The sequence below is a fragment of the Actinomycetospora flava genome, assembly GCF_037400335.1.
GTDB classification, from domain to species: domain Bacteria; phylum Actinomycetota; class Actinomycetes; order Mycobacteriales; family Pseudonocardiaceae; genus Actinomycetospora; species Actinomycetospora flava.
In genome coordinates this window covers 59,278-84,086 of record NZ_JBBEGM010000006.1, presented here as the reverse complement: position 1 = coordinate 84,086, position 24,809 = coordinate 59,278, and the positions used below count along the sequence as shown (strand labels likewise).

Sequence of the window (24,809 nt, the reverse complement as noted above, 5' to 3'; positions counted from 1 at the left end):
TGCTCGAAGGCCGTGGAATGGCCGGTCCGCGGGCACGATGATCCCGCGGCAGGGCGGCCAGCGAATCCAGGCAGGACACCAGCCCCCGGAGCTTCCCGACATTCGTCCAGTCGGGGCCCGATCCGCCCGGCATCAGCCGGGTCGGACGGGAGCAGCTCCGGGGGCCTGCCTGTCTCCAGGGGCCTCGTCTACCAGCGTGAGGCGTGCATCCGGTCGTCGATGCCGAAGGACGAGCCGTAGGGCGCGTCGAAGGTCGACCCGTAGGGCCGCTCACCCGTCATCGCGCCCGGCGTCTCCCCGAGCGGGTCGCCCCCGAGCGGGCGGTCGTCGAACGACGAGGCGTCGAACGACGACGCGAACGTCGAGAGCGGCCGGTCGCCGGTGGTGAGCGTGGGCTCCGGGCGCGGCGTGCCGCCGAGCAGCGGGTCGTCGTGCCGGCCCAGGGGATCCGGGGACGGCCCCGACAGGGCCGACGACGAGCCGAGCAGGGAGTCGGGCGACGAGCCGGGCTGCGGGTCCGGCGGGCTGATGCGGGTGCGGCTCGGCCCGGGGCCGTGCGGGCCGGTGCCGGGCAGACCGCCCTCGGCGACCCACTTCGCCTCCTCCGCGATCCGGTACGTCTGGCACGGCCAGCTCGCCCGGGACCCGCCCTGGAAGCACTCGCGACAGTTCTGCTGCCCGTCCGGCACGTGCTCGGCGAGCACCTTGCGCCAGACGTCGGGCATCTCGGACATGACCACTGCCATCGACATGCCGGTGGCTCCTCTCGGTGCGGCCGGCGCGCCTGAGGGGTCAAGCGCTCGGTCGGGGCCCGCGGGTGACCGTCACGGCAGGCGAGGCGTCGAGATCGGGGAGGCTCGACCCACCGCATCGGTCGTGCGTCCCGGAGGCGGGACCTCCGGTACCCGCTGTTCGTACTCGTTTCCTCACCGCCGCACGACAGTGACCCGACGGTGACCTTCGGTGACGCTGCGTCAGACGGTCACCCGGTGTGCCGTCCCGGCGTGTTTCGCCGCGCGGCCGAACCGGATCTCGATACAGGTCCCTGACCAGCGACGACATGCGTCCCGGCCGCGCTGGTCGTCACACCGCTTCCCTCGGTGAGTGATCGCCGACTGCACCGAGTGGGGCTCCGGACACGCAGCGCACCGACCTCCGGACGGGCGGAGGCGTTCGCCGAACGCCACGATCGATGCGCTGAACGGACCAACACGAGGTGCGCTTGTCCTGCTCCTGACGGCTCTGCCGCGTCGCCCGGCTACGCTCGTCCTGCGGCTCACCGTGGTCGCCGGGGCCTCTAGCTCAATGGGTCAGAGCTACGGACTTTTAATCCGTTGGTTGTGGGTTCGAGTCCCACGGGGCCCACCCATCTCGTCCTGCGGTTATGAGTCGAACGGACCCTATCGACAGGGGTCCGCGCGACTCTCGTGGAGCAGATCGTGGAGCACAGCGCGCTGTACTCTCCACGTCATGGCCGCGGGGAGGGGCCGGCGTAGCGCCCGGCGAGGGACGATCGAGGAGTTGCCGAGCGGCTCGTTGCGCGTGTCGCTCTTCGCTGGCACTGACCCAGTCACTGGCCGTCGCATGTACTTGCGCGAGGTCGTTCCGCCCGGTCCGCGTGCTGCTCGGGAAGCGGAGAAGGCCGCGCGCCGGCTCGGGACGCAGCTCGACGAGCGCCGCAGCCCTCGGACCGCGGCAACGGTCAACCAGATGCTCGACAAGTACTTCGAGGTCCTCGACCGGGAGACGAGCACGATCGGCACGTACGTGGGTTACGCCGACAACCACATCCGGCCCCTCATTGGCTCGGTGAAGGTCGGCGCTCTCGATGGGAACGTCTTCGACTCCTTCTACGCGGAACTCAGGCGATGCCGAGCCCATTGCGACCGACGACCCCGCCTCGACCACCGCACCGGGCGGGAGCACACCTGTGACCATCGGTGTCGAGCCCATGTGTGTCGACCGCTGGCCTCCTCAAGCGTGCGCCAGATTCACTTCGTCCTCAGCGGCGCCCTGAAGCGGGCAGTTCGATGGGGTTGGATCTCGACGAACCCGATCGACTCAGCTGAGCCGCCCACGGCCCCGAAGCCGAACCCGACGCCGCCTTCGCCCGATGAGGCCGCGCGCATCCTCAACGAAGCGTGGAAGGACCCCGATTGGGGCCTGCTCGTATGGCTCGTGATGGTGACCGGGCTGCGGCGGGGTGAGCTCTGCAGCTTGAGGTGGCGAGATGTCGACCTCGAGCGCGGAACGCTCACGTTGGCGCGGAGTATCGGGCAACGGGGCCAGCAGCGGTGGGAGAAGGACACCAAGTCTCATCAGCAGCGGCGCCTTGCCCTCGACGACGAGTCGGTCGCGCTCTTGCTCGCTCATCGCGAACGGTGCAAGGCGCATTCGGTCGCGGTTGGCATCGACCTCCCCGATGAGTCCTTCGTCTTCTCGCGAGTGCCCGACGGCTCCTCTCACCTGTTGCCCGACTCCGTGTCGCAGCGATACGCAAAGCTCGTTGCGCGCCTAGGGATCAAGACATCGATCCACAAACTGCGTCACTACTCCGCAACCGAGCTCATCTCCGGGGGCGTCGACGTCCGCACCGTCGCTGGCCGGCTCGGGCACGGGGGAGGAGGGTCGACGACGCTTCGCGTCTACACCGCATGGGTGTCCGAATCTGACCAGCGCGCCTCCTCGACCCTCTTCTCCCGCATGCCTCCACGACCCAAGACGACATCTCGGGTCAGGCCGGACTCCGAACCGGTGCACCCGTACGAAATCCTTGCTCACGCACTGGCTGAGGAGATTGAGCTCGGCGACTGGCCCGTCGGCGAGCTCTTGCCATCGCTGCCTCGGCTCGCCGAACAGCGCGGCATCTCGGTTTCCACCGTCCAACGGGCCGTGAAGCTGCTTGAAGCATGGGCCTACGTGCAGGTCACAACCGGACGCGGTGCACGCGTCCTGCCTTGAGCTCACGCACAGCGAGGATGGACCTCCCACGATCTCACCGCGCCATGTCTAGGCTGCCCGGGTGCGCCTCGAGCCGGCCGACGCGGAAGATCTGGCGCAGCGACTCCTCGCGGAGTCGATCCCGCGTCGTTGGGCTCACGTCATCGCGGTGGCGCAGAAGGCTCGTTGCATCGCGCGGGAACTCGGCCAAGACGGCGACCTTCTCGAGGCGACGGCCTGGGCCCACGACGTGGGGTACGCGCCGGACCTGGCGATCACCGGCTTCCACCCCCTCGATGGGGCCCGTTTTCTCCGTGAGCTGGGGGCGCCACCGCGAATCGTCGCCCTCGTCGCCTTCCACTCATCGGCCTGGGCGGAGGCTCAGAAGTTCGGGGTCTCCGAGCAGCTCGCGGAGTTCGACGACGAGCGGACTCTGACTCGCGACCTGCTCTGGTACTGCGACATGACCACCGGGCCGGACGGGGCTGACCTCGAGTTCGAGGACCGCATGGCCGAGGTAAGGAAGCGCTACGGCCCCGACCACTACGTGACGCGAGCGCTCGACGCCGGCATGGACGAACGCCGAGCTGCGGTCCGGCGCTCTCGGGAGTGGCTCGCGTCCGTCGGTCTCGCAGATCAGGTGTAGTACGGCGGCGCGTCGGTGGTGAAGCCGTGATCGATCCGGAGCCGGATCGATGGATGGACGTCAATGCCGGCCAGCTCGTCGCGAGGCACCCACACGACTTCGCTCGACTCATCGCTGGTCCGTGGCGCGCCAGCGACCGCCCGGGCTCGGAAGCAGATCGAGAACTCCTGGCGGACCTCGCCGTCGTCGTAGGCGAGGACGTGATCCGGGTTCGAGTAGATGCCGACGAGGCTCGTCACCTCGACAAAAATCCCGGTCTCCTCCTCGGTCTCACGAACCGCGGTCTCGGTCATCGTTTCGCCGAGCTCGTGGCGGCCGCCCGGTAGGGCGTAGAAGCCATTGTCCGTCCGGCGAATCATCAACAGTCGTTCGTCTTCGTCGAGGACGAAGGTGCTTACTGCGATGACGATGCTGTTCGGGCGCGGCGCGTTCGGGTCTTCGAAGTGGTCGGTCCTGGCCACGCCACTACCACTCGGCCGGCTTCGACTGCTCCCACACGGCCACGAAGCTACGCTCATAGGTGTCGAATACATCGCCCGCCGCCAGCTTGCGGAGATGCATCGCGGGAGCGTGCGGACCCGGAACGCCGAAGACGTGCATGTTGACGATCATCTCATCGTCGAACCGGAAGATGGAGTTGTACAGCGTCGTCTCGTGGAAGCGGAACTCGACACCGGCGGTGTGGCGGAGCGGTCGGTAGCTCGCGAGGCCGTACCGGATGCGGGCCCCCAGGACGCCGGGACCGAGCCTCTCCTCGGTGCTGCGGAGCTCGGTGGCGGCACTCTCGGGTGCACCGAACGCGATCCGGACGTCGACGCCGGCCTCTGCCTTGGCCTTCACCGTGGAGATGAAGCCTGCGCGCTCGTGGAGGAACTGCCCGGCGTGCACGAGCACGTCGATCCGCGCTGAGGACCGTTGGAGCAGGTCATCCCATAGCCGGAGCGGCACGTCGCTGCGGTGCGGGAACGCCTCGACGATCTCCGAGGTAGCGGCCTTCTTCTGTCGCTGAGCCGGTAAGGCGTCGGGCCACAGGTACGACTCGCTCCGGTCGACGAGCGCCGCCAGAGCACCGCGATGACGGGGGTACGGCACCCGATCCTGCGTGAGCCAGCGTTCAACGGTTTTCGCGTCGACCCCGACCTCGTCGGCGGCTGTGGCGGTCGAGTGCCCCGCATGCATCAGCGCGTCACGGAGACGTTCGTTGGCCATCTCTGACCTCCAGGCCCTGCCGAGGGACGACTTTAGTCTAGCGAAGACGTCCCTAGTTGTCCCGCCTGATGGTGTAGGCGTCCCCTGCTCTTTCCGCACTCTTGCGTTGCCTCGCCGCTACTCGGTGAGCACAGAGGAGCTTCGGAGGACGATGTGACACTCAACGAGAGGACTGCGACAGCGCCGACGTTCTACGACGTGGCCGAGGTCGCCGCAATGTTCAAGATGTCGCGCATGACGGTGTACCGAGCGATCAATTCCGGCGAGCTGCGGGCGATCCGTATTCGTGGTCGCCTTCTGATCCCCGCTGTTGTCATCGATGGACTCGTCGAGGAGGCGACCGCCGAGCGATCCGACAGCGACTCCGCCATGCTCGGCGTTCTCCGAGGGGGCCGGTCATGAGCGTCGGCCTGCTGATTCTGTTCGCAATCCTAGGCGCGTTCATCTGCGCGAAGACGCGGTCTGCCGCGGGTGCCGTCGTGTTCTCTCTCGTGGCGCTGGTGCTGTTCATTGGTACCCCGGCTGGGCAGGGTCTGCCGGGCGCGATCGGCGGGTTGATGTCGGCGGTCGATCAGGCCACGACGCCTGCCCTCGAGGGCGCCTCGGAAGCGCCGACTGGCGGCTAGGCGGGCGGACAGGGCGCTCAAGGCCGCGTGGCCGAGAGAAGTCCGAATGAGTCGCTGAATGCGACGCCGACCCGAGGTGTCCCGCCGAGCGTGAGCCAGCCGTTCCTCCGGCTTCAAGGGCGTCTGCGGCGCCGCTGCGCGGCCGGACTGCGTCCGGCCCTTGACCCCGGAGACCTCGACGGCCGGCGGCGCCCGCACGCGGGGTGAAGGCAGCCAGGACGCCTCCACCCGCTACCCGGCGGGACCCATCGACACCCAGCTGCGCGACGGGCGTGGCTGACCCACTCCTGAGGAGACCGTCATGAACGAGACCACTTTGACCATCGTCGGGAACCTGACCGACGCCCCGGAGCTGCGGTATCTGCCCAGCGGGGCGGCCCGGGCGGGGTTCACGGTGGCGTCGACGCCGCGGCGTTTCGACCGTCAAACCGGCGAGTGGATTGATGGGGATGCGCTGTTCCTGCGGGCCGTGGCGTGGGGCCCGCTCGCTGAGCACGCCGCGGAGTCGTTGTCCAAGGGCGACCGGGTGGTGGTGACCGGGCGACTGCGGCAGCGCTCGTTCGAGACCGCGGAGGGCGCTCGCCGGCAGGTGATCGAGCTCGAGGTCGACGAGGTCGGGGTGTCGCTGCGCTACGCCACCGCCCGCCCCCAGCGCACGTCCGCACCCGCGCCCGCCGACCGGAACGGGGCGGCGGAGCGCGTTGACGACTCGGCTGGCGACTCGGCCGACGAGCTGGTGGGCGGCCATGACTGACACGCATTGGCAGGCATCGGCGGCGTGCCGGGGCGTCGACCCGGAGCTCTTCTTCCCGGAGACCACCGACGGGGCGCCGGACCAGGCGCTGGACCAGGCGCGGGACGACGGAGCGGCGAGCGAGTCGTTAGTGCGCCGGCAGGTGGAGGCGGCGAAGGCGGTGTGCCGCGGCTGCCCGGTGCGGGAGCGGTGCCTGGTCGAGGCGCTCGAGCGGCTTCCTTACGGCATCGCGGGCGGGATGACCGCCCACGAGCGTCGACAGGTTCGCGCGCACCGCGTGCGCCCGGGCGAGCGGAAGCCGCGGTGGCTGGCGCTGCTCGAGGCCGGGTCGTCGCCGCCGGAGGTGGCCAGGGAGTACGGGGTCAGCGTCCGCACCATTGCGCGCTGGGCCGCCCGCCTGCCCGCCGAGCTGCGGACTGAGCCGTCGACGAGGGCTGCCGGCGGTGGCGCGCGGTGAGCGCGCTGCAGGTGAGCCGCCGGGAGCAGGCGGCGTGGTCGACCCGCGAGCACGTGCGCCGGGTGGCGGTCACCGCGTTCGACACCACCGAGCGGCAAGAGCCGATCGAGGGCTTCCACGGACTCTCGCGCCCGGTGCTGGCCGATCCGCTGGCCGGGGTGCGCGCCGGGCGGCTGGTGGCCGAGGTCGCGAGCGGTGCGCTGCGGGAGTGGGCGCTGCGCGCCCGCGGGGCCGGGCACAGCTGGGACGCCGTCGGCGACGCCCTCGAGCTCCCCACAGCTCAAGAAGGAAGCGCGCGGGACGAGGCGGCGTGGGAGTGGCTCATCGAGCACCGACCGCCACCCCCCACAACCGGCGCTGCGGCCGGCATGCCGCCGGCGTCTGCGGTGTGGACGTGCACCACGTGCCGGGCCCGGGTGCGTGACAGCGGCCCGTTCGCCCCGCATCCCGACGACCGCGAGCAGGGCCACGAGCACGACTGCGCCCGCCGCGCCGCGGCCCTCGAGGCCTGGCAGCGCCATGCGGGCGACGGCGAGGACGGCGAGGACGACGAGGGCGGCGACGAGGGAGGAAGCGATGCGTAGCCGGCGAACGGCCAGTGCGAGCGGGGTGTCGGTGCTGGGGGAGCAGGTGCACGCGACGCTGCCGCTGCTGCTGGGGGTGGAGCTGGTCCGCGCCGACATCGCCGCGATGGTGCTCGGGGTCGGGCTCGGGGAGGTGCCGTGCGGCGGCCCGATCACCTGGGCGCTGCTGATCGACGGCGCGGTGGCGGGCCGCACCGACGAGCCGCTGACCGACGACGCCGCCCAGTCCTGGGCGCGCCGCATGCTCGGCGAGGGCGCGCGTTTCCAGCTCGCCCACACTGGCGGCGGCTACTGGCTCACCGACACCCCCGACCTTCCCCAGCACCCCGACCTCCGCCAGCGCTCCGAGTTTCCGGGGTCGTCGAGCGCGCAGGGTGGGTGGTCGCGGTGATGGTCACGCTGCTGATCCTGGTGCTGCTGGCCGCCACGACCGCGCTGCTGGTGGCGCGGGGCGCCCGGCTGTGGGCGTGTGCGCCGGGCCTGCTGGCCATGCTGCCGGCGCTCACGCTGCTGCAGGTCCTGTCGTGGCCCGGGCTGCTGGTCGCCGGCGGGCTGCTCATGCTCATGGGCTGGCATCGCTGGTCGCGGTCGCGGGCCACGATCACTCGGTGGTCGGCGCGCTCGCGGCGCCGCGCCGGGGTCGCCTCGACCCTGGACGTGGCACGGCATGCGGGCACGGTCGCCACGCGGCGGCGGGCGGGCACGGTGCGCCCGTCACTGGCTCGCCTCAGCCGCCGGGAGCGGCTGGGGGTGCCGACCACGGCGGTGGGGGTGGAGCTGTGCCGGGTCGGGGTGCAGCGGGTGTGGTCCTCGATCGAGGACGTGACCCTGGTGTTCGGCGGGCCGCGCACCGGCAAGACCGGCTGGCTGGCCAGCCGCGTCCTCGACGCCCCCGGCGCGGCCGTGGTCACCTCGACCCGCACGGACCTGCTGGAGCTGTGCGCCCCGATCCGGCAGAAGTCCCGGGGGCCGGTGTTCGTGTTCAACCCGGTCGGGCTGGGCGGTATCCGCTCCACGATCAGCTTCGACCCACTGACCGGCTGCACCGACCCGGTCACCGCGATGGAGCGCGCCACCGACATGGTCGCCGCCACCTCCCGCGCGAGTCACGGGGACGCGGAGCGGTGGGACGCCCAGGCCCGCCGCGTCCTCGCCGCGCTGTTGCACGCCGCCGCGCTCGGGGGCGGCTCGATGCGCGACGTGCTCGGCTGGGTCGCCGACAACGACCGCGCCGCCCGCGAAGTCCCCGCCCTGCTGCGGCGCAGTCAGGTGGAGACCTTCGACAAGGCGGCCGAGCAGTTCGTCACCACCAACGACCGCACCCGCACCAGCATCACCAACTCGATCATGCCGGCGCTGGGGTGGCTCAACCATCCCGACGCGGCCGCCGCGGCAGCGCCCACGGATCAGCCCTTCGACGTCGAGGCCCTGCTCGCCTCGCGGGCGACGGTGTTCCTGCTAGGTGCGGAGGAAGCTGACACCGGGCCGCTGGTATGTGCGCTGACCGGGCACATCGCCCGCGAGGCCCGCCGCCTCGCCACGGGGAAGCCGGCCGGGCGGCTCGATCCGCCGCTGCTGCTCGCCCTCGACGAGGCGGCGCTGATCAGCCCGGTGCCGTTGGAGAACTGGACCGCGGACATGGGCGGACGCGGGGTCACCATCATCGCCCCGTTCCAGTCCCGCGCGCAGCTGCTCGCGCGGTACGGGGAGCACAAGACCGCCACCATCCTGAACAACACCGGCTCGGTGCTGCTGTTCGGCGGCACGAGGGACCAGGCCGACCTGCAATTCTGGTCCACCCTGGCCGGGGAGCGCGACGAGCGCATCACCACCACCGACCTCCACGGGCGCGTCGCGTCCCGCACGGTCCGCAAAGTTCCAGTACTGGCGCCGGCGCAGCTGGCGAACCTCCCAGCGGGGAAGGTCGTGGTCTACCGGCGCGGCATCGCTCCGGTGATCGGGCGGGCCCGGATGGCCTGGACCCGCCGCGACGTCCGCGCCCACCACGCCCCCGTGCCGACAACCGGGTGGCGCGGCCGGTGGCGGCGGGCGCGGGCGTGGGCCGAGATCGGCCTCGGGGCCCTATGGCGCCGCGCCACCACCCCCAGGCAAGGGGAACCGGCACCGCCTGCGCGCCCGGAGCCGGAGTTCGGGCGGATGCCGCTGGTGATCGACGTCGAGCCAGTCGTCGACCCCGTGATCGGTGGGCAGCAGCCCGGTCCGCGTGACGGGTCGTGGCGGCGATGAGTGTCCCGGAGTCGACCTCAACCCCGAGCCTGCAGCGGCTGCTCGCCACCTGGCAGGCCTGGAACAGCCGCGACGTGATCGCCCAAGCCGCCGCTCGCGCCGCCAGCAGCGGCGACACCGAGCGCGTCGCAACGCTGCAGGCGCTGCTCGGGGCGCAACAGGCGCCCTCGGCGACCGAGGCACTCGCCGCGCAGCACCAACTCGCTTCTCGGCTGGACGGGTGGCAGTGGCAGACCGTGGCCGCCGCCCGCGGCGAGGGTGACAGCTGGGACGACATCGCCGCCGCCACCGGTACCACCCCCGACGACGCGGAGTTCACGCACGTCGTCGCGCTCGAGCGCGCCGAACAGGCCGCGGCCGCCGCCGGGCTCGCCTTTGACCACGCCCGCTACTGGACCCCCGATCCCGACGGCGAGCGCGACGACACCACCTCACACGACCACGCCGACGCCGACGTCGAACGAGGCGCCGCTGCTGCAGGAGAGATCGCCATGACCGAGCCCACCGATCCCACCGACCCCCCGACGGCAACGGCGGCGGGCGCCGCTGCGGCGGGTGTCGCGTGGGCGACGCCCGATCCAACGGTGCCGCTTGCGCAGCTCTCGGAGCGGGAGCTGATTGCCCGCGCCGAGCGCTTCGACCAGGTCGCGCACAGCGGCAGCCCTGCCGACCAGGCCGCCGCCCTGCGCGAGCTCGACGCCACCAGGGGCGAAGCCGAGCGCCGCGCGCACGGCCTCCCGGCGGTCAGCCTCCCCGCGCAGGTCGCCGGCTACATCGCGCTGGTCCGCGAGGACTACGACCACGCCCTCGCTGCCGAGACCGCCACTTGGCGCCGTCAGCTCGACGCCGCGCTCCAACCCCTCGAGATCGACCCCGAGCGTGACCTCCAGCGTGGTCGCCCGATCCCCACCGCGCACGATCTCGATGCCGAGCGCGCGAAGGCCGACCCGGAGTGGGCGTGGGGCCACTACGCCGGGCGGGAGCTGACCCTCACCGAGCGAGCCGACCGGGCCCAGAGCCTCGCCCAGGGCGCCGGGGTCGACGTGGCCGGCAGCCACATGAGCTGGGACCCGGCGGACACCGACATCTACACCGACCCCGCCACCGGGCAGGTCGTCCGCCTCGACGGGCACCACGAAGACCCGTCCGCAGCTTCGGCGGCGTCGATCGGCGAGAACCGCGACGTCGCCGTCCCGGTGGCCGACCACCAGCCCGTCGGGGAGCACCAGGCGGCGGTGGAGGACTGGGACACCGCGGCCGCGATCGCCGAGCGCGACGGCTACGTCGTGTTCGACCCGACCGTCCCGGGAGGCTTCCGCCCCCTGGCCGCCGCCGAGCGCGACACCCTGGCCAGCCACACCCTGACCGGCCACACCCTGACCGACCAGCCTCACACTCCGGGGCCGGGACGTTGGACCGGGGCCGAGCACGAGGCCTACCTCGACGCCCGTCCGGACGCGAGCACGAGCTACAACCCGGCCGCGGAGTACGGCGACCCCGACTGGCGCGAGCCCGCCTCCGACATCGAGGCCACCGCCCGCACCACCTGGTTGGCCGAGAGCGCCGCCCCCGTCTCCGGGTGGCGGCCGCGCCCGTTGACCGCGGTCGAGGACGCGCTGCAGGACGCGCAGGAACGCGCGGTGCTCTCCGACCGCGCCCACGACTCCGACCCCGACGCCTGGGCCGAGTACCACCGGCTCCAAGCCCTCGACAAGCTCGCCCCGCTCCCCGAGCGCGACGCGCTCGACGCACTTCCGCGCGACGAGCACGGCGAGCCCGACGCCCTCGCGGGGCCCGACTGGTCCCGCGACGACGACACAGTCCCGGACCAACCCGCCCTGCAGGCGCGACCCGATGGCCATCCCGACGCGGAGCGCGCGGCCACCGACTCCGTTCCCAATGTCGACGGTCCGGACCGGGCGCGGGCCCAGCTCGAACGGGCGCGTGCCCGGCTCGCCGCCCGCGACGGCATCGGCTCCGCGCATGAAGCCGGCTCCGGTGTCGACGCGGGCATCGATGAGCAGCGGCGCCGGGAGCAGCTGGCGCGGTGGCACGACGACGACGTGCGCCGTGGGGCGCTGGGGATTCGAGCGGAGGTGGGAGACCTCCGCGACTGATTCTGTCGCAGCAGAACGGTGAAGCTGAGGGCAGCCGGACTCGGGTGATGCCGGGAATGGTGGGAGCAGCCCTGACAAAGCCGGGACGTGCCAGTACTGCCAGATGGTGCGGGTTCGGCGAGCGTGATGGGAAGGAGTACGTGAGGAACCGGCGTCGTTACGTCTCTTAACGTGCCACCGGCTCAAATCTGGCGGATATGGGCCGGTCGCGGTGCGCACCCTGCCCCTCATGTCGGGTGGGAGAACTCCCGGGCTGGTCTGTCGTTGCCGATCGGGAGGCCACAAGGAATGTCTGCGGCGTACTCGTGGCGATACCGCAGGGACAGAGTCGGGCTCCTAGCCCATCGAACGAATCATCAGTGAACACGGGAACCACCCCGGGTCTTGCCCTCTTTCCGCGTTGCCGACGCGGCGGGCGGGTTGAGCGCATCGACCGCTGATCGGTCCGGGGTGGGACGGAGCCGCCGTAGTACTCCGAGCCGGGGAGAGCCCGGCACATGGGGAAGGGCGGCAGCGGTTTCGAGAAGGGAGGAGGCTGTAATGCCGAAAGATGCGACGCTGAATGGCGACGCTCCGGTCTCGGTGGCCCCGGAGGGGTCGCGGGCGCGGGTATCGGGGATGCAGGCCAAGCTTCACCAGTGGGCGGCGACCGACCCTGGTCGTCGGTTTGACGACCTGTTCAACCTGGTGCACGACCCGGCGACGCTGAGGGTGGCGTTCGACCGGGTCGCGAGCAACACCGGAGCCCGCACTGCCGGGGCGGATGGCCGCACGGCCACCCACATCGAGCAGAACATCGGGGCCGAGGTGTTCCTGGACGACGTGCGCGCCCAGCTCAAGACGGGTGCGTTCCGGGCCCTGCCGGTGCGGGAGCGCAAGATCCCCAAGCCGGGTGGGTCGGGCAAGGTCCGCAGCCTCGGGATACCGACGGTCGCGGACCGGGTCGTTCAGGCGGCGCTGAAGCTGGTGCTGGAACCGATCTTCGAGGCCGACTTCATGCCGGTCTCCTACGGGTTCCGGCCCAAGCGGCGAGCCCACGACGCGATCGCCGAGATACACCTGTTCGGCACCAACGGATACCGTTGGGTGCTCGACGCGGATATCGAGGCATGTTTCGACACCATCGACCACACCGCGCTGCTGGAGCGGGTGCGGTCGCGGGTGAGCGATAAGCGCGTGCTGGCGCTGGTCAAGGGGTTCCTCAAGGCCGGATTGCTCACCGAGCTCGGCGAGGAACGCGACACCCCGACCGGCACGCCGCAAGGGGGCATTCTGTCTCCGCTGTTGGCCAACATCGCCTTGTCGGTGCTCGATGAGCACCTGCATCGGCCGTGGCAGCCCGGCGGGGAGATGTCCACCAAGTATCGACGCGCCGTTCGTCGTCATCGCGGGTCACCGAACTGGCGGATCATCCGCTACGCCGATGACTTCGTCGTTCTGGTCCACGGGACCCAGACCGACACCGAGACGGTGCGCGAGGAGATCGCGCGTGTGCTCGCTCCTATGGGTCTTGCGCTGTCACCAGTCAAGACCGCGGTCGTGCACATGGGCGAGGGGTTCGACTTTCTGGGGTTCCGCATCCAGTGGCGCCGCAAGAAAGGGTCGAACACGTGGCACGTCTACACCTTCATCGCTGACCGGCCCGTCCGGTCGATCAAGGCGAAGATTCGTGCCCTGACCCGCAGGAATTCCCAGCAGGACCTACCGACAGTGCTGACCCGGCTCAACCAGGTCATGCACGGTTGGGCGGCCTACTTCCGCCACGCGGTCGCCAAGCACACCTTCGCCACGATCGCCGCGTTCGCGTGGCGACGCGTCGCGGCGATGGTGCGTCACCGGCACCGCTGGCAACGGGCCGACGTCCGCCGCTGGCTCATCGACCCCAGCGGGCGATGGCGACGGCCAACAGCGGACGGGATCGAGCTGTTCGACATGGGCGCGGTGCCGGTCACCCGATACCGCTACCGCAGCAAGATCCCCAACCCGTGGGTCCACCCCGTCAACACCCACTCGGCAGAAACCGTGGAGAGCCCGTTGCGCGGAGACGCGCACGGCGGGTTCGGCGAGCGGCCTGGGGAAACGGACCGGGAGCAATCCCGGCACCGCGCCCCAGGCCGACTCAACCGGGCGTCCGTACCCGCCGATGCGGGAGACACCGCCGAGGGCACCGGTGACAGTGGTGAGAGCGGCGACTTTGGCGACCCGGCGTCGGGGTGGTACCGGTGAGCCGCCGCCCCAGCAGCCAGCCCAACGGCGTGGACGGGGAGTTCGCGCGGGTCGAGGCGCTGGCCGGGCTGGCTCGCGAAGTCGACGGGCTGCGTCGCGGGCTCGACGCGCTGGTCGGCACTCCGACCCGGGTCGACGACCTGGCCCGCACGGTGGCCCAGCTCGCCGACGCCGTCGCCGCCACCCCCGCCCGACCGGGCCCGACGGTGGCCCCGTCGTGGCTGACCGCGCCCACCGACCCGGCCGCGGTGGCGCAGCTGCTCGAGGGGCTGTGTCGGTGGCTGCAGGTGGTGTTCCTGCGCTACCCCGACGGGGTCGCGGTGCTGCCCGAGTGCTGGCTCTGGCACCCCGACGTCGTCGAGGAGCTGCTCTGGCTCTCCCACGCGTGGCGCGCCGCCTACGAGGAACGGGGCGCGTCGGTGCAGCTGGCCGGGGACTGGCACGACCGGCAACGCCCCGGGGTGGTGCGCCGGCTCAAGACCTCGGTCGGATCGTGCTCGCGGGAACGGCACCAGACCCGTGCGGGCTGGTCTCAGGCCCCCAGCGGCGCGACACCGGTGCCCGGCCTCGACGCGCTCGCCCCGATCGCCGCCTGGTGGGCCGGCGCCCGCGACGACGCGGCCCCCGAGCCGGCTGCGACGTGCACCGCAGGGCGGGATGGCTCGGGCATCAACGCCGAGGTCAACGGCGCCGAGCACGGGCGGTGGTCGCGATGACCGCCGCCGAGCAGGCCGAGACCCGTGCGCAGCAACGGGCCCGCGAAGCCGCGGAGCGGGCAGAGTGGGACCGGCTGTCGGAGATCTACTTCGCACACATGAACGCGATCGCGCCCGATCAGTTCCACTGCTTCTGCGGCTCCCTCGACGACCTCCGCCAGGCCGTCGCACGACTCGACCAGGAAGCCACCCGCAACCAGCCCGCGAAGCCTGGCGCGGCGTCGTCTCGCGGAGCCCCTGCCGACAGGGCGGCCCGCGGCGCTGGCCGGGCCGTCGAGCAGGGCGGCCAGGACCAGCAGCGTCGCGAGCAGCTCACCCAGTGGCACGCGGCTGACCGGACCGTCGAGCGCGACAGCGTCGACGCCGACACGGACTAACAGGTTCATGGCCGAGACCGACACCGATATCGACACCGATACCGCGCGGGATCGCGCGTCGGGCTCGCGTGGGACGGGTGTACTGCTGTGGCTTCCCGGGCTGGCGGTCGCGCTTGGCGCGGCCGTGGCGACCGCGCACGGCCTGTTCGAGGTCGCCGTCGCCGCGCGCGTGCCGGCCGGGATCGCGTGGCTCTACCCGCTGATCACCGACGGGCTCGCATTGGTCGCCTACTCCGCCACCGCACGGCTGCGCGAGGGCGCCGCGCGCTATGCGTGGACGGTTGTCGTCACCGCGGCGGGGCTGTCCGGGCTCGCCCAGGCCACTTACCTGGCCGGTGGCCCCACGGTGGAGGTTTCCTCCGCGCTGCGGTTCGGGGTCGGCGCCTGGCCGGCCGTCGCTGCCGCCGTGGTCGCGCATCTGCTCTACCTGCTCGCCGCCGCGGGCCCTCGTGCTGTTCAGCCCGAACCCGTTCATCGGACATCGTTGAACGCCGCCGCTGTACAGGCGCACGTCCTCCCCGGCGTCGTTCAGCCCGGGCCCGGTGAGAACGCGGACCCGGCGGGCCATGAGCGCGCCACCGACGACCGATCGGCTGCCTTGTCTTCGCGGGCGGCGGCCTCGCCGGCCCGCGACCGGGCCGAGGCGGCCGCAGCCCGGCACGCCCAGCGCCACGGCGCCTGGCCAACGGTCACCGAGCTCGAGACCGCCGCCGAGGTGTCTCGCGGCACCGCCGCCGCCGCGCTCAAAGCCTTACGCGACCGACCGATGCCCCTCCGTCTGATCAACACCAACACGAACGACCCCACCGACGAGGCCCAACCATGACCATCCAGCAGCCGATCACCACGACCACAACCAACAACCAGCACCAAGACGAAGAGCAAGAACCAAGACCACTTCCCGACACCGATCACTACGCCGAACAGACGACAAGACACGAACAACAAGACCTACGACCGAAAAGATCAAGGGAAAGATCAGAAGACGCACACCTAGGCATCACGATCCGAGGGTCCGGGCCGGCCTCCGGCCGGCCGGAACGACCGCGCGCGACCGGCGTGCTCGCAAAGCCACCGTGGACGATCTCCGAGAGGTCGTCCGAATGCTGAGCGTCTCCTCCGGATACTCGCCGGACTACCTCCTCAACGAGGTCGCGACCGGCCGCGAGTCCTACTACACCGGCGCGGTCACCGACGGCGAACCGCCCGGACGCTGGTGGGGCTCCGGCGCGGAGAAGCTCGGCCTGAGCGGGCTGGTCGACGCCCAAGCCATGCGCGGGATCTACGAGCGCTTCCTCGACCCGCGCCACGAGGGCTTCGCCGACCCCGATCGGTGGGACGAGGTCCCGACCCTCGGCCACACCGGCCGCCGCTACGCGACCGAGGACGAGTTGTACGCCGCGGCGCTTGAACGCGAGCCCGACGCCAGCGCTGAACGCCGCGCTGAACTCCAGGTCGAGGCGGGCAAGCAGGCCCGGCACAACGTCGCCTTCCTGGACGCCACGTTCAGCGTTCAGAAGAGCGTCACGGTGCTGCACACCGCGTTCGAGGCCGAGGAGGTCAAAGCCCGGGACGCCGGCGAGGAGGACGCCGCCGCGGCGTGGGGCGAGTACCGCCGGGCTGTCGAGGACGCCATCTGGGCGGGCAACAACGCCGCGCTGTCCTACCTGCAGGACAAGGCCGGCTACGCCCGGGTCGGGCATCACGGCGGCGCCGCCGGCCGGTGGGTCGACGCGCACGGCTGGGTGGTGGCGTCGTTCTTCCAGCACGACTCGCGTGACCACGACCCGCAGCTGCACATCCACAACCCGATCCTCAACCGCGCCCCGGGTGACTCCGACGACGAGTGGCGCACCCTCGACTCCCGCGCGATCCACAAGTTCCGCCCGGCGGCGGCTGCGGTCGGCGAGCGCACCACCGAGGAGCACCTCGCCCACGCGCTCGGACTGAAGCTGGCCATGCGTCCCGACGGGAAGGCGCGAGAGGTCATCGGCATCGACGACACGGTCACCGACCTGCTCTCGTCGCGGCGCCGCGCGGTCACCGAAAAGGCCGAGCAGCTGATCGCCGAGTTCGAGGCCCACCACGACCGCGAGGCCAACGGCCTCGAACGCGACCGGCTCTCCCGCCAGGCCACCCTGGCCACCCGCCGCGCCAAGTCGCACGAGGGCGAGACCCGCAGCCAGTTCCTCGACCGCATCGACGCCCAGCTCCGCGACGAGGTCGCCGGCGGACTGCGCGGCGTCGCCGAGGACGTCCTCGGCGCCCGCGAGCAGGACCCGCCGGTTGCAGGGCAGTGGGCCCCGCGCGAGGTCCTGGAGACCGCGCTGGCCGACGTGCAGACCCGCAAGGCCGCCTGGACCCGCGCCGACCTCACCCGCGCGATCAACGACGCCCTGCCCGACACCCTTGGCCTGACCGACGGCCGGGACGTGGCCGGTCTCCTGGACTGGCTCACCGACGAGGGCCTAGACCTCGCGACCCCGCTGGACGCTGCCCGTCCCGGCGATGATGTCCTGCCGGACGAGCTGCGGCTGGCCAACGGTCGGTCGGCCTACGACGCGCCCGGCGCCAAGCTCTACGCCACCCCCGAGCACGTCCACACCGAGCGCGCGATGGTCGCCGCGGCCCGTCGAGGCGACGCCGAGGCAGCGCCCGCCTCGGTCGCGGACCGGTTTCTGACCCAGCTGCGGGACTCCGGTGTGGGGCTCGGCGCCGATCAGGCTGCCGCCGTCCGTGGAGTGCTGACCTCGGGTGCGCGGATCGAGACCCTCGTCGGGCCGGCCGGTACCGGCAAGAGCTTCGTCGTCGGCGCCCTCGCCAGGGCCTGGTCCGACCCGGAGCTGCGCGGCGCCGCGGCAGGGCGGGTGTTCGGGCTGGCGACCAGCCAGATCGCTACCGAGGTCCTCGTCGACGAGGGCCTCATCGCCCGCAACGTCGACCGCTGGCTCACCACCCAGGACCGGCTCGCCCGCACCGGGGCCACCGACCTCGACGGGTGGCGGCTGCAGGTCGGTGACCTGGTGGTCGTCGACGAGTCCGCGATGACCGACACCGCCGCGCTCGCCGCGATCCACGAACGCGTGAAAGACGCCGGTGCGAAGCTGCTGCTCGTCGGGGACCACCGCCAGCTTGCCGCGGTCGGCGCCGGCGGTGCGATGGACCTGCTCTCCCAGGTCGGTGCCCGCTACGAGCTCGCCGAGACCCGCCGCTTCCGCGAGGACTGGGAAGGACCCGCCTCGCTGCGCCTGCGCGAGGGCGACGAGGCCGTGCTGCGCGACTACCACCGCCACGGACGAATCCTCGACACCGGCACCGTTGAGGACGCCGAAGCCTCCGCCTCCCGAGCGTGGCTCGCCGACACCCTCGCCGGGCAGCGCTCGGTGCTGGTGGTCGACACCAACGACCAGGCCGCACGCCTGTCCGCGGGGCTGCGCGCCGAGCTGGTCCGTCTCGGACGCGTCGACGAGCACGGGGTCGCGCTCGGCCGGGAGGGCGCATACGCCGGCGTCGGTGACCTCGTCGCCGCCCGCCGCAACGGCTGGGAGCTCGCCGGCCACGACGGCAACAAGCGCGGACCGATCAACCGCGAGACCTACCGCGTCACCGCCCTCGGAGACGATGGCTCCCTCACCGTGGCGCCGGTCCACGGTCGTGACAGCGAGGGCGCCGAGGTGCTCGGCGAGACGCTGGTTCTCCCCAGCGACTACGTCGCCGCCGACCTGTCCCTGGCCTACGCCGGGACCGCGCACGCCACCCAGGGCCGCACCGTCGACACCGGCCACCTCGTCGCCGGCCCGTCGACCAGCCGCGCGGCGAGCTACGTCGGCCTCTCCCGCGGCGGCGCCTCGAACACCGCCCACGTCGCCACCATCAACGGGCCCGCCGACCCCGCTGACGGACTCGCCACCGAGCACTCGCTGCACCGCGACCCCGTCGCGGTGCTCGCCGGCATCCTCACCCGAGACGACACGACAGACACCGCGTCAGCACTGGCCATCGCCACCGAGTCGGCCACCAAGGTCGGCGCCACTCGTACCGCCGCAGAACTGTTCGCCGACGCCGCCCACCTCGCCGCGGTCGAACGGACCGGCGGCTGGCTCGACGCCCTCGCCGCCCACGGAACGATCACCACCCACGACCGCGCGCGGCTGGCCGCAGAAGGCGGGGCCGCATCCCTGACCCGCGTTCTGCGCCGCGCCGAGATCGCCGGCCACGACCCCGAAGCCGTCCTCCGCGACGCCGTCACCGACCGGCCCCTCGACGGGGCCCGCAACCTCACCAACGTCATCCACGGCCGCATCCGCGACGCCCACACCTTCGATCCCGAAGGACAACGGTGGGCCGACTGGACACCGCGCACCGGCCGCTCCGACTGGGACCGCTACCTCACCTCGCTCGCCGACGCCGCCGACCAGCGCGCCCACAAGGTCGGGCAACAGCTCACCGCGGAACAACCACGGTGGCTGACCGACGCCCTGGGCCCCGTCCCCGACGCACCCGAGGAGCTCGACCGCTGGCAGGACCGAGCAGCAGCCATCGCCGCCTGGCGCGAACTCAGTGGCCACGACAGCAGCGAGGACGCCCTCGGGGCGGCGCCCGCCCCTGGCCAGGTCGAGGCCTACGCCTCCTACCGCGCAGCCTGGCGCGCCCTCGGACGCCCCGAGATCGACCGCGAAGAGCTCGAGCTCTCCGACGGCCAACTCCGCGTCCGGATCCGGGCGCACGAACGCGAAGCCGCCTGGGCCCCGCGCTACGTCGCCAACGAGCTGGCCGGCACCCACCAGACCGCCACCCGAACCCGTCAGGACGCCGAACTCCGGCGCGCCGAAGCCGACGCGGCCACCGACCCCGACGAGAAGGTCCGTCTCGGCCACGAGGCCGACCAGACCGGGACCCTCGCGACGTCACTCGAGTCCCGTGCCCGGGAACTCGCCGAGCTCGACGACATCCGCTCGCAATGGCTCGCCCACACCGCCGGCACCCGCGCCGCTGCCGAACGCGCCAAGGCCGAGCTCGCCGCGCGCCACGCCGACGACACCGACCCCGAGCCGCGCTCCACCGCTGCTGAGTGGCTTGCCGCTCATCGAGCCTCTGTTGCCGACGACGAGGCACATCGCGAGGTGACCGACGCTGATGTCCCCGAACGACCGGACGACATCCACGAGACTGCGGAGGGAGAGATCGTCGACCGACGGGACGACGACGTCACGGTGGAAGCCAGCGACCCCGACATCCGGGAGGAGGCTGAGGCAGAACCCGCCCCACTGGCTGAGGACCACGTCCGCGTGCCCACCGCCGACGAGACCAATGCAGCGGTGGAGAAAGCGAACCGCGCCCTCGCCGAGATGCGAGCCCGCGACGAAGCCGACGCCAAGGAGGAGGCCGACCACCGAGCGGAGCAGCTCACCCACTGGCAGTCCCGCGACGAAGCCGTCGAGGACATCAACGCTCCGGTCGCCACGGCAACAGACGAGCCTGATGAGGCCTTCGACGCTGACGACGCGAGCGTTTGAGGCTGCCTACTTCCCTGCCGGGATCTCAACGTTCACGGGCGCGGGCCCCTCGCGACGCCACGCCCACCGCAGGGTCGCCAGCACGCCCTCGCACCAGCCCGGGCGCGACTCCACGAGGTCCGGGCGCTGCTCCGCCAGCCGCTCGGCAGCCAGGAACTCCTGCTCGATCAGCTCCTCGTACGCGAGCGCGGTCCTCCGCGTCGCGGGCGCCGGCGTCGGATCGACCAACCCATTCGGCAGTCGGGACGGCGCCGTGGCCAGCCACCGACAGGTGGTCGCGACGCCGCCTACATACCAGTCCGTCACCCCACTCGCTGCCAGCTCATCGGCGCGCTCGCTGGCGGCGAGCCACGTCAACAAGAAGTCCTGGCGTGGTACGCGGACATTTCTCGACGGGACGGCGCCCATGTCCGCATCCGTCACCTTCACGCAGGTCAGCGTTGCACAGCGCAGCGATAATGGGCAGGTCCTGGAGCGGAAGGGCGAGGTCCAGATGCGAGATAAGGAGTAGGGCTTCGACTCGGCCTCGACCTTGGAACAGGTCGCGGCCGACATTGACGAACCGACATCGGATGCCGTCCCTCGGTCGACCAGGACGACACGTTCGACGCCGCCTGGCTGCGACGCTCCAGGCGGTGACCGTGCCCGCGTGCTGTTTCGCCCGATTGTTCGAGTCGACGAGCGTAGTGCGCGAGATCGGAGGTGACAGCGCCTAGACCTGGTCGCCCGCGGAGCGTTCGATACGAGGGTGGTCGGGCGAAGAGCTGGAAGCGGTCCCAGGACTCCATATCGATCATCATTCAGCCGACGATGAGGTCCTTGGTCTCGGCGAACGGGCCGTCGGTCACCGGCGGGCGCCCCTCGCCGTCGTACCGCACGAAGGCGCCCTCGGACGCCAGCGCCTGGCTGTCGACGAACTCACCGGTATCGACCAGGCGCTTCGCGAAATCGCTCATGTAGTTTATGTGCGCGTCGACCCCGTCCGGTATCCACCGGTCCATGGGGTCATGTCGGTCGAGGGGGCCGGGCCACCCCGGTAGTGCTCGAGCAGCAGGTACTTCATGGCGTTCTCCTCCTTCGGCACGCGGATCGCGTCGGCCACTCCGACCCAGGGACGGGGCCGACGCCGCGTTCTCGACGCCCCGCTGCGGAGGATTCTTCAGCCGCCTCCCACCTCGCGCGGCCCGAGCACGGCGAGGAGTGCGGTCGTCTCGGCGCCGGGGGCGAGGCCGAGCTCCTGGTCGAGCAGCCGGGCGACGTTGCGATAGGCCCGACGAGCCTCGCCGACGTTGCCCTCTGCGAGGTGCGCGCGGATGAGGGTCCGGTGCGCGCTCTCGCGCAGGGCGTCGCAGCGGACCGCGGCGAGCGCGGCCTCGATAGCCAAGCCGTACCGACCGTCCTCGGACAGCCGCTCGGCCACCGCCTCGAGAAGGTGCAGGCGCAGCTGGTGCAGTCGCTCGCGCTCGTGGGTCAGCCACGGCTCGTCCCAGTCCACGAGCAGGTCGTCCTCGGTCAACGGCCACGTAGGGACATTCCCGTCGCGGCCGTGGAGCACGGCCGTCGCGCGGGCGACGAAGGCGCGGACGTCGACCTGGGCCCGGGCGTCGACCTCGACCGCGTCCCCCCGAGTCAGGACCAGCTGGGGGGCCGCCTGGTTCACCCGCCAGATCACCGTGCGCAGGCTCGCCAGGGCTCGCGGCTCGCTGGCCTCCGGCCACAGCGTCCCGGCGAGACGGCTGCGGCTCGTGCGCCCCTGCAGCGCGAGGACGGCCACGAGCCGCTTCGAGGTGCCGGGGAGGTCGACGACCCGGCCGTCGACCCGGAGGCAGAACAGGCCCATCAGCGACAGCTCGACGCTGGAGAGACTGTCGACGCGGGTCCTCGCTCGGGTACGCCGCGGTCCGCGATCGGCCACCGGCGCCGGCTCACGGTCCCGACCGTGGTCACGGTCGGCGGCAGACGCCGGACCCCGACGCCCGGCCTCGGCCGCCGATGCCGCCGCGTCACCCGCCTTCGCCGGCGCCATGGCTCCCCCCGCGACGTGTCCGCCCGTTATCGGAAACGGAGCGTAACTAGTAAGACTCGACGTCCGGGGCCGGTCGCCGCGTTCACCGCCCGAATGGCCTATCACTGGGTTAGGCGAACCGGAATCTCACGCCGATTCTGACTCTCCGTGTCGGCTTCTTCGAAGATGAGCGACAGCGACGATGACGGAGCGCTGACGGGCGCGTGACGCCGGCCCACGACGGTGCCGCCACAGGCACCGTCCGCTTGAGGAGCCCCATGACAACGCCGGAGCTGTCCTACCCGGGTGTGTACGTCCAGGAGATCCCCAGCGGGGCGCGGGCGATCACGGGCGTCGCGACCGCGGTCACGGCCTTCCTGGGTCGAGCGCGCCGGGGCCCGGTCGACGAGCCGGTGGCGATCAGCTCGTTTGGCGACTTCGAGCGGCGCTTCGGAGGGCTCTGGCGCGAGAGCGGCCTCGGCTACGCCGTGCGGGACTACTTTCGCAACGGAGGTGGCAACGCGCTCGTGGCGCGTCTGGCCGGCAGCGCCACACCGGCGACGGTCACCCTCGCCGGGGTGACGTTCGAGGCACGGGAGCCGGGCACTTGGGCTCGCGGCTACACCGTGCGCCTCCGCCATCCCGGCCTCGATCCCGAGGCCGCCGCACGGGCCGTGGCCGCCGCCCGCGAGGCCCTCGACGCAGCGGTGACCGCGCTCCACGCGGCCGAGGGCGCGGCAACGCAGGCAGATGAGGAGGCCACGGCCGCCGAGGATGCCTCGGCGAAGGCCCCGAACAGCAAGCCGAAGGCGGGCACGGCCACCGAGAAGCGGGACGAGGCCGACGCCCAGCAGACCGCCTACGCGGAGGCGCGGGAGAAGGTAGCCGCGGCGGCCGCCGCCCACGACCGCGCCCTCGCGGACAAGAACCGCGCCGACGCGCACGCCGAGATCGCGCACGCCCAGGGCGTGCCGGTGGACAAGCTGTTCGACGTCGAGGTCCTCGACCGAGCGACGGATCCGGCCGGAGCGCGCACCGACGCCGCTGCTGCGTCGGCCACCGGTGCGCAGCCCACGCTCGAGTCCTTCCCCAACGTGACCTTCGTCGACGGTCCGCGGAGCCTCGGCCTCGTCCTGCGGGGTTCCCGCCTGATCCGTCTGGCCGACGGCCCGGTGCCGGAACCGGATCTGTCCGCGCTGGACCTGGTCCCGGCGCCGGGCGAGGGGACGCCGACCGGGCCCCCCACCGGCGGCACAACCACCTCCGGCACACCGACCTCCGACACCGCCACCACCGGCACCGCCACCACCGGCGACTTGGGGTCCGCCTCCGGCGCCCCCTCGTCGGGCTCCGGCGAGTCGGCCGCGCCGTCGACCTCCGGCACGCCGGGAACGGAGGAGGGCCGGCCGGCCCCCGTCGAGCGGGTGGGCATCGGCGCGCTCGCCGGCGGCGACGACGGGGCGGTGCTGGCGGCCAACGATTACGTCGCCGCCGGATTCGCCGACGGCAAGCAGGGCCTCTACGCGCTCGAGAAGACCGACCTGTTCACGCTCCTGTGCCTGCCCCCGTCAGAGCCGTCCGGGGTCCTCCCCGAGACCGTCTGGGCCGAGGCGCTGGCCTACTGCACGCGCCGGCGTGCCTTCCTGCTGGTCGATCCGCCTCCGGACGAAACCAAGGAGAGCATCGAACGCTGGAGCATGGCCCGCGGTCTCGTAGGCGCGGCCAGCCGCAACGCCGCGCTGTACTTCCCGCGGATCCGCTACCCCGATCCGTTGCGCGACGGTGCCGACGGCGACTTCGCGCCGTGCGGGGCGGTGGCCGGGACGATGGCCAGCACCGACGCCAGCCGCGGGGTGTGGAAGGCGCCAGCGGGGCTCGAGGCCGGGCTCGTGGGCGCGGGCGCCCTTGCGGTCGACCTCACCGACGCGGAGCACGGCCGCCTCGCCCGCCAGGTGAACGCCCTGCGCGCCTTCCCGTCGGTCGGGCCGGTCGTCTGGGGTGCCCGCACCCTGCGGGGCGCGGACGTCTTCGCCGACGACTACAAGTACGTGCCGGTCCGGCGCCTGGCCCTCTACCTCGAGGAGAGCCTGCATCGCGGCACCCAGTGGGTGGTCTTCGAGCCGAACGACGAGCCCCTGTGGTCCCAGGTCCGCGCGACCCTGACCGCGTTCATGCAGGACCTCTTCCGGCAGGGCGCGTTCGCCGGGGGCAGCCCGCGCGAGGCGTACTTCGTGCGCTGCGACGCGAACACCACGACCCCCTACGACGTCGCCCGCGGCCTAGTCAACGTCCAGGTCGGCTTCGCTCCGTTGCGGCCCGCGGAGTTCGTGGTCGTCGGGATCCAACAGAAGACCGCCGACGCCGGCTGAGCACGGACAGGAGGAACCGG

The 24,809-nt window shown here is 72.0% G+C and carries 21 protein-coding genes, 1 tRNA gene and 1 pseudogene; 17 read left to right on the top strand and 6 right to left on the bottom strand.

Features of this window, described 5'->3' with window-relative positions; all coding sequences use genetic code 11:
- Positions 1-188: 188 nt before the first annotated feature.
- Entirely contained in the window at positions 189-752 is a 564-nt protein-coding gene (locus WCD58_RS15655) for a hypothetical protein (RefSeq protein WP_337703987.1), read from the bottom strand.
- A 539-nt stretch (positions 753-1,291) separates the two neighbouring features.
- Here WCD58_RS15655 and WCD58_RS15650 point away from each other — a divergent pair.
- From WCD58_RS15650 to WCD58_RS15640, 3 genes are all read left to right on the top strand, one after another.
- Positions 1,292-1,365, top strand: a tRNA-Lys gene (locus WCD58_RS15650).
- 105 nt (positions 1,366-1,470) lie between these two features.
- Positions 1,471-2,961 (top strand): tyrosine-type recombinase/integrase, encoded by a 1,491-nt coding sequence (locus WCD58_RS15645; RefSeq protein ID WP_337703986.1) that lies wholly within the window; start codon positions 1,471-1,473, stop codon positions 2,959-2,961.
- A gap of 61 nt (positions 2,962-3,022) precedes the next feature.
- Complete coding sequence (locus tag WCD58_RS15640; protein ID WP_337703985.1) at positions 3,023-3,586, top strand: HD domain-containing protein; 564 nt, start codon at positions 3,023-3,025, stop codon at positions 3,584-3,586.
- Here the strand turns inward: WCD58_RS15640 and WCD58_RS15635 are convergent.
- Entirely contained in the window at positions 3,577-4,047 is a 471-nt protein-coding gene (locus WCD58_RS15635; protein ID WP_337703984.1) for an NUDIX hydrolase, read from the bottom strand. The genes WCD58_RS15640 and WCD58_RS15635 overlap by 10 nt on opposite strands.
- Before the next feature lie 4 nt (positions 4,048-4,051).
- On the bottom strand, positions 4,052-4,795 hold the full coding sequence (locus WCD58_RS15630) for an XRE family transcriptional regulator (protein WP_337703983.1): 744 nt from the start codon (positions 4,793-4,795) through the stop codon (positions 4,052-4,054).
- A gap of 198 nt (positions 4,796-4,993) precedes the next feature.
- Here WCD58_RS15630 and WCD58_RS15625 point away from each other — a divergent pair, with 198 nt between their 5' ends.
- The 13 genes from WCD58_RS15625 to mobF all read left to right on the top strand — a co-directional run bounded on the left by WCD58_RS15625 (position 4,994) and on the right by mobF (position 20,415).
- Positions 4,994-5,197, top strand: a complete 204-nt coding sequence (locus WCD58_RS15625) for a helix-turn-helix domain-containing protein (protein ID WP_337703982.1) — start codon at positions 4,994-4,996, stop codon at positions 5,195-5,197.
- The gene (locus WCD58_RS15620; RefSeq protein ID WP_337703981.1) at positions 5,194-5,421 is read left to right on the top strand and encodes a hypothetical protein; all 228 of its coding nucleotides are present in this window, start codon (positions 5,194-5,196) and stop codon (positions 5,419-5,421) included. Before WCD58_RS15625 ends, WCD58_RS15620 begins: the two co-directional genes overlap by 4 nt.
- A 301-nt stretch (positions 5,422-5,722) precedes the next feature.
- A complete protein-coding gene (gene ssb, locus WCD58_RS15615; protein WP_337703980.1) occupies positions 5,723-6,175 on the top strand; it encodes a single-stranded DNA-binding protein in 453 nt (150 codons plus the stop codon).
- Positions 6,168-6,632, top strand: a complete 465-nt coding sequence (locus WCD58_RS15610) for a WhiB family transcriptional regulator (RefSeq protein WP_337703979.1) — start codon at positions 6,168-6,170, stop codon at positions 6,630-6,632. The genes ssb and WCD58_RS15610 overlap by 8 nt, the downstream gene beginning before the upstream one ends.
- Positions 6,629-7,216, top strand: a complete 588-nt coding sequence (locus WCD58_RS15605) for a hypothetical protein (protein WP_337703978.1) — start codon at positions 6,629-6,631, stop codon at positions 7,214-7,216. Before WCD58_RS15610 ends, WCD58_RS15605 begins: the two co-directional genes overlap by 4 nt.
- A complete protein-coding gene (locus WCD58_RS15600) occupies positions 7,209-7,607 on the top strand; it encodes a hypothetical protein (RefSeq protein WP_337703977.1) in 399 nt (132 codons plus the stop codon). Before WCD58_RS15605 ends, WCD58_RS15600 begins: the two co-directional genes overlap by 8 nt.
- Positions 7,607-9,463 carry a type IV secretory system conjugative DNA transfer family protein gene (locus tag WCD58_RS15595; protein WP_337703976.1) on the top strand — a complete coding sequence of 619 codons (1,857 nt, stop codon included), beginning with the start codon at positions 7,607-7,609 and terminating at the stop codon, positions 9,461-9,463. Before WCD58_RS15600 ends, WCD58_RS15595 begins: the two co-directional genes overlap by 1 nt.
- On the top strand, positions 9,460-11,580 hold the full coding sequence (locus WCD58_RS15590; RefSeq protein ID WP_337703975.1) for a hypothetical protein: 2,121 nt from the start codon (positions 9,460-9,462) through the stop codon (positions 11,578-11,580). The genes WCD58_RS15595 and WCD58_RS15590 overlap by 4 nt, the downstream gene beginning before the upstream one ends.
- A gap of 540 nt (positions 11,581-12,120) precedes the next feature.
- Positions 12,121-13,806 carry a group II intron reverse transcriptase/maturase gene (ltrA, locus tag WCD58_RS15585; protein ID WP_337703974.1) on the top strand — a complete coding sequence of 562 codons (1,686 nt, stop codon included), beginning with the start codon at positions 12,121-12,123 and terminating at the stop codon, positions 13,804-13,806.
- The gene (locus WCD58_RS15580; RefSeq protein ID WP_337703973.1) at positions 13,803-14,522 is read left to right on the top strand and encodes a hypothetical protein; all 720 of its coding nucleotides are present in this window, start codon (positions 13,803-13,805) and stop codon (positions 14,520-14,522) included. The genes ltrA and WCD58_RS15580 overlap by 4 nt, the downstream gene beginning before the upstream one ends.
- On the top strand, positions 14,519-14,899 hold the full coding sequence (locus WCD58_RS15575; protein ID WP_337703972.1) for a hypothetical protein: 381 nt from the start codon (positions 14,519-14,521) through the stop codon (positions 14,897-14,899). The genes WCD58_RS15580 and WCD58_RS15575 overlap by 4 nt, the downstream gene beginning before the upstream one ends.
- Positions 14,900-14,906: 7 nt before the next feature.
- Positions 14,907-15,725: a hypothetical protein gene (locus WCD58_RS15570; protein ID WP_337703971.1), complete on the top strand. Its 819-nt coding sequence runs from the start codon at positions 14,907-14,909 to the stop codon at positions 15,723-15,725.
- A gap of 277 nt (positions 15,726-16,002) precedes the next feature.
- Positions 16,003-20,415 (top strand): MobF family relaxase, encoded by a 4,413-nt coding sequence (gene mobF / locus WCD58_RS15565; protein WP_337703970.1) that lies wholly within the window; start codon positions 16,003-16,005, stop codon positions 20,413-20,415.
- Positions 20,416-20,421: 6 nt separating this feature from the next.
- Here mobF and WCD58_RS15560 read toward each other — a convergent pair whose 3' ends face one another.
- The 3 genes and pseudogenes from WCD58_RS15560 to WCD58_RS15550 all read right to left on the bottom strand — a co-directional run bounded on the left by WCD58_RS15560 (position 20,422) and on the right by WCD58_RS15550 (position 22,255).
- Positions 20,422-20,844 (bottom strand): hypothetical protein, encoded by a 423-nt coding sequence (locus tag WCD58_RS15560; protein ID WP_337703969.1) that lies wholly within the window; start codon positions 20,842-20,844, stop codon positions 20,422-20,424.
- 374 nt (positions 20,845-21,218) lie between these two features.
- A pseudogene (locus WCD58_RS15555) lies at positions 21,219-21,478 on the bottom strand (YciI family protein); the annotation flags it as partial.
- A gap of 96 nt (positions 21,479-21,574) precedes the next feature.
- Positions 21,575-22,255, bottom strand: a complete 681-nt coding sequence (locus WCD58_RS15550) for an AfsR/SARP family transcriptional regulator (RefSeq protein WP_337703968.1) — start codon at positions 22,253-22,255, stop codon at positions 21,575-21,577.
- Between the two features lie 443 nt (positions 22,256-22,698).
- Here WCD58_RS15550 and WCD58_RS15545 point away from each other — a divergent pair, with 443 nt between their 5' ends.
- Positions 22,699-24,789, top strand: coding sequence for a phage tail sheath C-terminal domain-containing protein (locus tag WCD58_RS15545; RefSeq protein ID WP_337703967.1), 2,091 nt, complete (start codon positions 22,699-22,701; stop codon positions 24,787-24,789).
- The last annotated feature ends 20 nt before the right edge of the window (positions 24,790-24,809 follow it).